3 protein-coding genes and 2 pseudogenes are annotated in these 11,645 nt (G+C 72.3%); 4 read left to right on the forward strand and 1 reads right to left on the reverse strand.

Annotated features, from left to right (window positions below):
- The 4 genes and pseudogenes from A5700_RS14870 to A5700_RS26130 all read left to right on the forward strand — a co-directional run.
- On the forward strand, positions 1-466 hold a 466-nt coding region (locus A5700_RS14870), incomplete at its 5' end, for an MCE family protein (RefSeq protein WP_197502819.1).
- A 130-nt stretch (positions 467-596) separates the two neighbouring features.
- On the forward strand, positions 597-1,535 hold the full coding sequence (locus A5700_RS14875; protein WP_068069719.1) for a methionyl-tRNA formyltransferase: 939 nt from the start codon (positions 597-599) through the stop codon (positions 1,533-1,535).
- Positions 1,536-1,555: 20 nt separating this feature from the next.
- Positions 1,556-3,034, forward strand: a complete 1,479-nt coding sequence (locus A5700_RS14880; protein WP_082960467.1) for a DHA2 family efflux MFS transporter permease subunit — start codon at positions 1,556-1,558, stop codon at positions 3,032-3,034.
- 57 nt (positions 3,035-3,091) lie between these two features.
- Positions 3,092-11,512: pseudogene (locus tag A5700_RS26130) on the forward strand (amino acid adenylation domain-containing protein); the annotation flags it as partial.
- 33 nt (positions 11,513-11,545) lie between these two features.
- On the opposite strand, the pseudogene A5700_RS27430 reads toward A5700_RS26130, so the two are convergent.
- Positions 11,546-11,596, reverse strand: a pseudogene (locus A5700_RS27430) (hypothetical protein); the annotation flags it as partial.
- Positions 11,597-11,645: the final 49 nt, after the last annotated feature.

Consider the following 11,645-nt stretch of genomic DNA (forward strand, 5'->3'; position numbering starts at 1 on the left):
TCTGGTGCCCTCGGCGCAGTTGCTCGACACCTACAGCCCGGCGATCTACTGCACCCTGCGCAACTACCACGACATCGTGCCCTTCACCGGAAACTCCGAGGGCGGCTTCAACGGCTACTCGCTGAACATGGACACCGAGGTTCTCTCCGGCCTGGGCCTGCTGCTGAACCCGGTCGCCGCGGTGCCCGTCATCGCGTCCATCTTCGGCGGCATCGCCGGCGTCGTCGGTGGGGCGCCCAACCCTTACGTGTATCCGGAGAACCTGCCCCGGGTGAACGCCCACGGCGGGCCGGGCGGCGCGCCGGGCTGCTGGCAGAAGATCACCCACGACCTGTGGCCCGCACCGGAATTGGTGATGGACACCGGCAACAGCATCGCCCCGTACAACCACCTCGACACCGGCTCGCCGTACGCGATCGAGTACGTGTGGGGCCGGCAGGTGGGCGACAACACCATCAACCCCTGACGGTGCGTGGCGGGCGCCCGCCCCATTATGCAACTTAGGTAAGCCTACCGTAAGGTCATTGCGGCGTGGGCTTTGCTGAGGCCGCGGCACGGGCCGGTGATCGTCGATGAAACAAAGGGGTTGTTGACGTATGCGCGTCGTTTTCTTCGGGTTCCAGATGTGGGGCTATAAAACGCTGCAGGCGCTGATCGACACCGACCACCAGGTCGTCCTCGCGGTCAGCCACCCGTCGAGCGACGAATCGTACAAGGCCATCTGGTCAGCCCCGGTCGACGAACTCGCGCGTGAGCACGGCATCCCGCTGCACCTCACCGAGCGGGTGGACGCCCAGACGATCGACCTGGTCAAGCGCGCCGAACCCGACGTGATCGTGGTCAACAGCTGGTATTACCGGATGCCCGCGGAGCTCTACAACCTGCCGCCGCACGGCACCCTGAACTTCCACGACTCGTTGCTGCCCCGGTTCACCGGCTTCTCCCCGGTGCTGTGGGCGCTGATCAGTGGCGAATCCGAGTTCGGGCTGACGGTGCACCGCATGGACGACGGGCTGGACACCGGGGACATCCTGGTGCAGCGGTCGGTGCCGATCGGCCCCACCGACACCGGCACCGATCTGGTGTTGCGGGGAATGGACCTGATCCCCGACGTGCTGACCGAGGCGTTGGCGGCCCTGGCATCGGGCACCGCGCGCTGGCGGCCCCAGAACAAGGCCGAACGGACCTTCTTCCACAAGCGTTCGGAACGCGACAGCCTGCTCGACTGGGGCTGGTCGGCCGAGGACCTCGCGCGGTTCGTGCGCGCGCTGTCCGACCCGTACCCGCGGGCCTTCACGTTCTACCGCGGCGAGCGGATCGAGGTCCTCGAGGCGCACGTTTCGGACGCCGGCTACGGCGGCACCGCCGGCCGGGTGATCGTCCAGGAGGAGGGCGGCGTCGTGGTGTGCGGCCCCGACCCGCACCGCGGCGGTAACCGCGGCCTGGTCATCACCCGCGTCCGCGCCGCGGACGGCGTCGAATGCAACGGCGAAAAATTCTTCCGGCGCGGCGGCTACCTGACCAGCCGGCCCTGAGCGACGCCCCGGGTAACGCCATGGATCACGCGTCCCCCACCCCGTCGGCCCCGCCACCGGCCATCGCGCCACCGGACCCGGGCCCGCCCGACTACCCGGACCAGATCGACGCCCGGTTGCTGTGCATCGGCGCGGTCTGCGGCCTGGCCGGCATGATGGGCCACCTGGACGGCACCGCGGTCGCCGTCGCGCAGCGGACCTTCCTCGCCGAATTCGGGTCCACCCAGGCCGTCGTGTCCTGGACCATGGCCGGCTACATGCTGGCGTTCGCCGCCGTCGTCCCGGTCACCGGCTGGGCGGCGGACCGATTCGGCAGCAAGCGGCTTTTCGTCGGCGGCGTCCTGGTCTTCACGCTCGCGTCGCTGCTGTGCACCATGGCGCCGAACATGTTGTCGCTGATCGCTTTCCGGGTGATCCAGGGGTGCGGCAGCGGCATCATGACACCGCTGAGCTTCGTGGTCTTGACCCGCGAGTCGGGCCCCAAGCGGCTCGGCCGCCTGGTCGCCGTGGGCGCGGTGCCCTTCCTGTTGGGCCCGATCGGTGGACCGATCTTGGGTGGCTGGTTGACCGGCAGCTACGGCTGGCGATGGATCTTTCTGATCAACCTGCCGATCGGGCTCGGCACCGTCGCGCTCGCCGCGTTGATGTTCCCGAAGGACCGGCCCGCGCCGGCGGAGGCGCTCGACGTGACCGGCATGCTGCTGCTGTCGCCGGGCATGGCGGCCCTGCTCGCCGGGTTGTCGGCGGTGCCGGGGCGGGGCACCCTCGCCGACCGGCATGTGCTGCTGCCCACGGCCATCGGCGCCGCGCTGATCGCAGCCTTCGTCCGGCACGCCTGGCGCCGGGCCGACGGCCCGCTGATCGACCTGCGACTGCTCGGCAATCGGATGGTCAGGCAGGCCAATGTGACGCTGCTGATCTTCGCGGTCACCTACATCGGGGTGTTGTTGCTGCTGCCCAGCTACCTCCAGGCGGTGCTGCACCAGACGCCGCTGCAATCGGGAATCCACCTGGTGGCCATGGGAATCGGCATCGCGGTGACGACGCCGTTCGCCGGCGCACTGATGGACAAAGACGGGCCCGGCGGCATCGTGCTGATCGCCTTCCCCCTGATGGCGGTGGGGCTGGGGGTGTTCACCTTCGGCGTCGCCCACCACGCAGCGTATGCGCCGACGCTGTTCGCCGGCCTCCTGCTCATCGGCATGGGGGTGGGCTGCGCCGCCACACCGGTGTCCGCGGCCTGCGTCCAACCGTTGGCCCCCCGCCAGATCGCCCGCGGCACGACGTTGCGCAGCGTCAACAATCAGCTCGGCGGTGCGGTCGGGGCCGCGCTGATGACGGTGCTGCTGACGGATCGGACCAAGGCCGCCCACCACCTGACCCAGGCCTACACGGCGGTGTTCGCCGTGGCCACCGCGCTGGCGGTCGCCGCCAGCGTCGCCGCGGCTTTCCTGCCGATGAGGCACTCGAAAGGGGTTGCGGCGCAACCCTTGCCGTGAGGCACGCCAACATTGCGGGCGCGGCGGCGCTCGCCTGAGGAGAAAGTTCGTCGTCAGATGCTCGATTACGGCACGCAGCCGGACATGTTGGGGCCGTTGACCCCGGCCCAGCGCGCGATCTGGGCCGCGCAGCAACTGCGCCCCGACGTCCCGTACAACTTCGCCGGCTACCTCGCGATCGACCACGACGTCGACGCCGACAAGCTGATGGCCGCGTGCGAATCCGCGGTCGCGCGCTTCGGCACGCCCTGCGCGCGGCTGGCCCTGGACGGCGGCGAACCGGTCTTCGTGGTGGACCGCGAGTTCCCGTCGACCCTGTGCAGCGTGGACCTGCGCGCCGAGGCCGACCCGCGCGCCGCCGCCCTGCGCTGGATCGACGACGACTACCGCCGACCGCTCGACCTGCTCGCCGACCGGCTCGTCAACTTCGCGCTGCTGCGAGTCGCCGACGAGCTGGCGTACTTCTACCTGCGCACGCACCACGTGCTCGTCGACGGCTACGGCGCCCACAACATCATCCGGCACGTCGCGGCCGTCTACTCCGGGGCGGACGCCCACACCGGTGCGGTCGATTTCTCCGCGTTCGCGCTCCTGCGCGACGCGGATCGCAACTACCAGCAGTCGTCGCGCAGCGCCGCCGACGCGCAGTACTGGGCGACGGTCCTGCGCGACCCGGTGGCGGTCACCGACCTGGCCGGGACGCAGCGCCCGGTGCCGCCACGGCACCCGCGGGTCCGCGAGGTGCGGTGCGCCCATCGGCTGCTCGAGACGGGCCAGGACCGGTTCGACGTGGCCAGGGTCGTCGCGGCGATGGCCGCATTCATCGCGAAGACGACGGGGCGGCAACGGGTTTCGCTATCGCTGCCGGTGTCGGCGCGCACCACCGCCGCGCTGAAGAACACCGCCGGCATGGTGTCCAATCTGGTGCCGCTGGTCATCACCGTCGGGGACGAGGACACGGTCGCGGCGCTGACCGACCGGGTCGGCACCGCCGTGATCGGCGCGTTGCGCCATCAACAGTTCCGCGGTTGGCCGGCGCTGGTCGCGGACGCGTCGCCCGTCGACACCAACGTCGAATTCGGCCAAGTCGTCAACGTTTTCGGGTTCGCCGAGCCCATGCGCTTCGGGCCCTCGCAGCCCACGTGCACCGTGTTGACCACGCTGCCGATCCAGGACGTCGCCATCAACATCTACCCGCCGTTGGGCGGGGGCACGCCCAGGATCCAGTTCGCCTGGAACCCCGAGCGGTACAGCGACGACGAGATCGACCGGCACCTCGCCCGGCTGGAGTCGGTGTTCGACCGCATCCTGACGGCGGACCCGGCGCTGCCGCTGAGCCGGGTGCCGGTGCTCGACCGCGCCGAGCGCGACCTCCTGCTGACCCGGTGGTCGGGTGCCGCGGCGAGCGCGCCGGTGGGGGTGGCGCCGCCGCTGTTGACCGCGGCCGCGCACGCCCGGCCCGACGCGACCGCGGTCGTCGACGGCGACCGGACGTGGTCGTACCGCGAAATCGACCAACGCTCAACGCGATTGGCGCGGCTGCTGGTCGACGCCGGGGTGGGCCCCGAGCGGGCGGTCGCGGTGGCGGTGGATCGCCGCGTGGAGTTGGTGGTGGCGTGGTGGGCGGTGACCAAGGCCGGCGGGGCGTACGTGCCGGTGGACAGGAATCAGCCGGCCGAGCGCGTCGCGACGGTGCTCGACGCGGTCGCGGCGGTCTGCGTCGTGACCTGCGGCGGCGACGGTGTGGCCGGGGACCGCCGGGTGCTGGACCTGGACACGGTGGACCTGTCCGGGTGGTCGGCGGACCCCCTCACCGACGCGGACCGGCTGACACCGTTGCTGCCCGACACCACCGCCTACGTGATCTTCACGTCCGGGTCCACCGGCACTCCCAAGGGGGTGGCCGTCACGCACGCCGGCCTGTTGGGGGTCGCCGCGGCGCAGCGCGCCACGCTCGGCGTGGGCGGGGACGCCCGGGTGTTGATGGTGGCCTCGCCGATCTTCGACGCGTCGGTCTTCGAAATGCTGTGGGCGGCGGGTTCGGGGGCGGCGCTGGTCGTCGCGCCGCGCGACGTGTACGCCGGTGACGCGCTGACCGCGCTGCTGGCGACCCAGCGGGTCACCGCGGCCGTGCTGACGCCGACGGTGCTGTCCTCGCTGGACCCGGCCCGGTTGCACGGGCTCGGCACGCTGGTCGCCGCGGGGGAGTCCTGCCCGGCGGAGCTGACGGCCGCCTGGTCGGTGGGCCGCCGAATGGTGAACGCCTACGGCCCCACCGAGGCGACCATCTGGGCCACCTGCAGCGCGCCGCTCGCGCCGGGGCGGCCGGTGCGCATCGGTGCGCCCATCGCCGGCGTGCGGGCTCTCGTGCTCGACGCCCGGTTGAACCCGGCGCCCGTCGGCGTGGTCGGCGAGGTGTACCTCAGCGGCCCCGCGCTGGCCCGCGGATACGTCGACCGTGCCGACCTGACCGCGGAACGCTTCGTCGCCAACCCCTACGGCGCCCCCGGCACGCGGATGTACCGCACCGGCGACCGCGCGTGCTGGGATCCGGACGGGCAGCTGCGGTTCGTGGGCCGCGCCGACGACCAGGTCAAGATCCGCGGCTACCGCATCGAACTCGGCGAAGTCCAAGCCGCTTTGGCCGCGTGCGACGGTGTGCGGCAGGCGGTGGCGGTCGCCCGTGCGGACGGCGCCCACGACCGGCGCCTGGTGGGGTACCTGACCGGAACCGCTGACCCCGCGCGGGTCCGCGCCCTACTGGCCGAGCGCCTGCCGGCCGCCCTGGTGCCGGCGGCGATCGTCGTCGTCGACGCGTTACCGCTGACCGCGAACGGCAAGCTCGACGTGCGGGCGCTGCCCGCGCCGGAGTTCACCGCCGGCGCCTACCGCGCGCCGTCCGGCGCCATCGAAGAGGTGCTGGCAGGCATCTACGCCGAAGTCCTGGGCCTGCGCCGGGTCGGCGTGGACGACTCGTTCTTCGACCTCGGCGGCGACAGCATCATGTCGTTGCAGGTGGTGTCGCGCGCCCGCGCGGCCGGCGTGATCGTGCGCCCCCGCGACATCTTCGTTGAGCAGACCGTGGCCCGCCTGGCCCGGATCGCCGAGGTCGCCGTCGACGACGAACGCCCGGACGACGCGGGGGTGGGCGAGGTGCTCGCCACCCCGATCATGCGGTGGCTGCACGGCATCGCCGGCCCGGTCGACCAGTTCAACCAGACCATGGTGGTGCGGGCCCCCGCCGGCGTGGGCGAGGCCGACGTGGTGGCGCTGCTGCAGGCCCTGCTCGACCGGCACGCCATGCTGCGGCTGCGGGTCGATGACGACGGCGCCGGGGCGTGGTCGCTCACGGTGCCGGAGCCCGGGGCGGTCGACGCCGCCGCCTGCCTGCGGGTGTCGCCGGTGCTGTCGGAGCGGGCGCTCGCCGGCGCGCGGTCGCGGCTCAACCCGGGCGCCGGGATGGTGCTCAGCGCGCTGTGGGTGCCGCCGACCCGACAGCTGGCCCTCGTCGTGCACCACCTCGCCGTCGACGGGATGTCCTGGCGAATCCTGTTGGAAGACCTGAATATCGGCTGGGCGCAGCATCGCCTCGGTCAACCCGTGGCGCTGCCGCCGGGCGGCACCTCGTTCGCCCGCTGGAGCTTCCTGCTCGACGAATACGCGCGCCGTCCCGAGGTGCTGGCCCAGGCCGACACCTGGCAACGGGTCGCGGCCGCCGCGGCCGCCCTGCCGGCGCCCAGCCCCGTCGACACCTACGCCACGGCCGGACGCATGTCGGCGCGGCTGGACGCCGACACCACCCGCATGCTGCTCGGCGACGCGGCCGCGGCGTTTCACGCCGGCGCCCACGACATCCTGTTGATCGCGTTCGGGATGGCGGTCGCGCGTTTGTTGGGCAACGGGCGCCGCACCGTCACGATCGATGTGGAAAGCCATGGCCGGCAAGCAGATTGGTCGTCCGAGATCGACCTGTCCCGCACCGTCGGCTGGTTCACCGCCAAATATCCGGTGGCCCTGACGCTGGACCCGCTGGACTGGGCCGGAGTGCTCGACGGCGGAGCCGCCGTCGGCACGGCGGTCAAGGCCGCCAAGGAGCAGCTGCGCGCCCTGCCCGACGGCCTCACCTACGGCCTGCTGCGATACCTCAACCCCGGCGCCGCAGAGCATGGTTCGGACCCGACGGTCGCGTTCAACTACCTGGGCCGCCTGGCCGGAACCGCCGAGTTGTCCGACGACCTGTGGCGGCCGGACTTCGATAGCGTGTCGGCCGGCGCCGTCGCGACGGCGGTCTCGATGCCGCTGAGCCACACCCTCGCCCTCAATGCCGGCGTCCTCGACGCCGAGGACGGCCCCCGCCTGCACGCCGAATGGACGTGGGCGGCGTCCGCGCTCGACGCGGAGCGGCTGAACCGATTGAGCGCGTTGTGGTTCGAGGCCCTGCGGGGCATCTGCGCGCACGTGCGCGCCGGCGGCGGCGGCCTGACGCCGTCGGACGTCGCACCCGCGCGCCTGACCCAACCGCAGCTCGACGACCTCGAACGGCACGGCCGCGTGGCCGACGTGCTGCCGTTGACGCCGCTGCAGCAGGGGCTGTTCTATCACGCCACGGCCGCGCGCGCCGAGGGCGTCGACCTGTACGCCGTCCAGCTCGCCATCGGCATTGCCGGCCCGCTCGACCCGCACCGGCTGCGCGCGGCGCTGCGCACCGTCGTCGCCCGGCACCCGAACCTCGCCGCCCGGTTCTGCCCGGAGGTCGACCCGCCCGTGCAGGTCATCCCCGCCGCGGCCGACGTGCCATGGCGCCAGGTCGAATTCGACTCCGGCAGAAACGATTTCGACGAGCAAGTCCGGCGGCTGTGCGCCACCGAACGCGAAGCGGTCTGCGACCTGACCGGCCCGCCGGTGTTCCGAGCCGCGCTCATCCGCACCGCCCCCGACCGGCACCGGCTCGTGCTGACCAACCATCACGTGGTGCTCGACGGCTCCTCGCTGCCGATCCTGCTGCAGGAAATCTTCGCCGTCTACCACGGGCAGCGCCTCCCCGCGGCCGTGCCGTATCGCCACTACGTGGCCTGGCAGGCCGGGCGGGACCACGGCGCCGCCCACGCGGCGTGGCGAGAAGCGTTGGCGGACTTCGACACTCCGACCCTGGTCGGGTCGCCGCACCGGCAGCCGCGGGGGCGGCACGGCGTGCAGTCACGCAGGCTCTCCGAACAGGCCACCCAGGCGTTGCAGCAGCTGGCTCGCGCGCACCGCACCACCGTGAACACGGTGCTGCGCGCCGGCTGGGCGCAGCTCCTGGTGTCGCTGACCGGGCAGCACGACGTCATCTTCGGCGCCACGGTCTCCGGCCGCGCGGCCGACGTCGTCGGCATCGAGTCGATGGTGGGCCTACTGATCAACACGGTGCCGGTGCGGGCGCTGCTGACCACCGCGACCACGGTCGCCGACCTGCTCGGCCAGCTGCACCGCGCCTACCAGCAGACTATCGACCATGAACACCTGGCGCTCAACGAGATTCAACGCGTCACCGGACACGATCAACTGTTCGACACCTTGTTCGTCTTCGAGAACTACCCGCTGGACGCGGCGGCCTCGATGCAGCTCGGTGAGCTGGCCGTCACCGATTTCAGCAGCCACGAGTCGACCCACTACCCGCTGACGCTGCAGGCGACGCCCGGCCCCGCGCTGGCGCTGGCGCTGGAATACGACGCCGACACGTTCGACGCCGAGACCGTCGCGAGGTTGGCGGATCGGCTGGAGCGAATCCTGTCGGTGATGGCCGCCGACCCGTCGCGGCGGTTGTCGACGGTCGATGTGCTCGCCGCCGACGAGCGCGCGCGCCTCGACCGGTTCGGCAACCGCGCGGTCCTCGACCGGGCGGCGGCCGGTGCGTCCATCCCGCAGCTGTTCGCCGCGCAGGCGCGCCGGACCCCCGAGGCGGTGGCGGTGCGGTGCGGTGCCCGCAGTTGGACGTACCGGGAGCTCGACCTGGCGTCACATCGGTTGGCGCACCGGCTGATCGGGCACGGCGCGCGCGCCGGGCAGTGCGTGGCGGTGATGTTCGGCAGGTCCGGGGAGGCGATCGTCGCGATCCTGGCGGTGCTCAAGTCCGGGGCCGCGTATCTGCCCATCGACCCCGCCGTGCCGGACGCGCGGATCGATTTCGTCCTCGCCGACGCGACGCCGGTCGCGGCGGTGACGACGGCGGAGCTGGCCCCGCGGTTCGCCGGCCGCGGGCTCACCGTGCTCGACGCGCACGACCCCGGAGCCGCCGTCGACGCCCCACTGCCCTGGCCGGCCGGCGACGATGTCGCGCACATCGTGTACACGTCGGGCACCACGGGGGTGCCGAAGGGCGTGGCGACCACCCACCACAACGTGACCCAGTTGCTCGAGCCGCTGCACGCGGGCCTGCCCTCGGGCCCCAACGACGTATGGACGCAATGGTATTCGTATGCGTTCGACGCCTCGGTGGAAGAGATCTGGGGGGCGTTACTGCACGGCAGCCGCCTGGTCGTGGTCCCCGAGTCGGTGGCCGCGGTGCCCGAGGACTTCCAAGCGTTGATCGTGGCCGAAGGGGTGACCGTGCTGCACCAGACGCCGTCGGCCCTGGCCGCGCTCTCGCCGCGGGGCCTGGAGTCGACGGCGGTGGTGGTGGCGGCCGAACCGTGCGCGGTGGAACTGGTGGACAGGTGGGCGCCCGGCCGTGTCATGACCAACGCCTACGGCCCGACCGAGACCACGCTGTGCGTGACCGTCAGCGTGCCGCTGGCGGCCGGCGCTGAGCTGGTGCCCATCGGCGTGCCGATTCCCGGTGCGGCGCTGTTCGTCCTCGACGGGTGGCTGCGCCCGGTGCCGCCGGGCGTGGTCGGCGAGTTGTACGTGGCGGGCCGCGGTGTCGGCGTCGGCTACGTCCGCCGCGCCGGGCTGACGGCGTCGCGCTTCGTGGCCTGCCCGTTCGCGCCGGGGCAGCGCATGTACCGCACCGGGGATCTGGTCTCCTGGGGCGCAGACGGGCAGCTGCGATACCTGGGCCGCGCGGACGAGCAGGTCAAGATCCGCGGTTATCGCATCGAGCTCGGCGAGATTCAGGCGGCGCTGGCCGACACCTTGCACGTCGAGCAGGCGGTGGTGATCGTCCGCGAGGACCGGCCCGGCGACAAGCGCCTGGTCGGTTACGTCACCGAATCCGCACCTGGCGCAGTGGATCTCGTCGCAGCGCGCACCCGGCTGGGTGAACGGCTGCCCGCCTACATGGTGCCGGCCGCGGTCGTGGGCGTGCCGGCCCTGCCCCTGACGGTCAACGGCAAACTGGACACCCGCGCGCTGCCGCAGCCGCAGTACCGCGACGCCGTCTACCGCGCCCCGTCGAACGCCATCGAGGACGTGCTGTGCGGTGTCTACGCTCAGGTCCTCGGCCTGGACCGCGTCGGCGTCGACGACTCGTTCTTCGACCTCGGCGGGGACTCCCTGTCGGCGATGCGCCTCGCCGCCACCGTCAACAAAGCCCTGCGCACCGACCTGACGGTGCGCACCTTGTTCGCCGCGCCCACCGTCGCCCAGCTCGCACCGCGGCTGCACGACGGCGCGGGCGCCGCCCGGCCGCTGGTCGTCGGCGCACGGCCCGAGCGAATCCCGTTGTCGTACGCCCAGAATCGCCTGTGGTTCCTCGGCCAGCTGTACGGGCCGTCACCGGTGTACAACATGACGGTGGGCCTGCGGCTGCGTGGTCGCTTGAACCCCGAGGCGCTGGGCGCCGCGCTGACGGACGTGGTGGGCCGCCACGAATCGCTGCGCACGGTGTTCCCCCACATCGACGGGGTGCCCTACCAACAGGTGCTGCCGGCCGAACGTGCCGAGCTCGGCTGGGCCGCCGTCGATGCCGCCGGGTGGTCGACGGCTCGGCTGGCCGACGCCGTCGACGCCGTGGCGCGCCACGCGTTCGACCTGACCACCGAAACGCCATTGCGCGCAGGGCTTTTCCGCGTTGCCGACGACGAGCACGTGCTGGTGGCGACGGTGCACCACATCGCCGCCGACGGCTGGTCGGTCACCCCGCTGGTGCGGGACCTGGGCGTGGCCTACGCCAGCCGCTGCGATGGCCGCGCCCCCGACTGGGCGCCCCTGGCGGTGCAGTACGCCGATTACGCGCTGTGGGAGCGGGACCGGTTCGGTGACGCCGACGACGGCCCCCTCGCCGCGCAAGTGGCGTACTGGCGGCAGGCGCTCGCCGAAATGCCCGAGCGGCTGCACCTCCCGACCGACCGGCCGTACCCGCCCGTCGCCGACTACCGCGGCGCCACCGCGCCAGTGCAGTGGTCCGCCGAGGTGCAGCGCCGCGTCCGCGCGCTGGCCCGCGACCACGACGCGACGAGCTTCATGGTGCTGCAGGCGGCGCTGGCCGTCCTGTTGAGCAAGCTGTGCGCGACCGCCGATGTGGCCGTGGGCTTCCCGGTCGCCGGCCAGCTGCACCCGCAGCACCAACCTGTTGACGAAGAAACCGACCAGGTCGTCCAGCGCGGGGTCGGGGCGGCCGGCGACCGGGAAGCCCACGGCCACATCGGCGGTCGCGCACAGCTTGCTCAACAGGACGGCCAGCGCCGCCTGC

The sequence above is a fragment of the Mycobacterium sp. E1214 genome, assembly GCF_001666755.1.
Classification (GTDB): Bacteria; Actinomycetota; Actinomycetes; order Mycobacteriales; family Mycobacteriaceae; genus Mycobacterium.

Coding starts and splice junctions, on each gene's coding strand:
- A5700_RS14880 (WP_082960467.1), top strand. CDS start 1,556: ATGGATCACGCGTCCCCCACCCCGTCGGCCCCGCCACCGGCCATCGCG.
- A5700_RS14875 (WP_068069719.1), top strand. CDS start 597: ATGCGCGTCGTTTTCTTCGGGTTCCAGATGTGGGGCTATAAAACGCTG.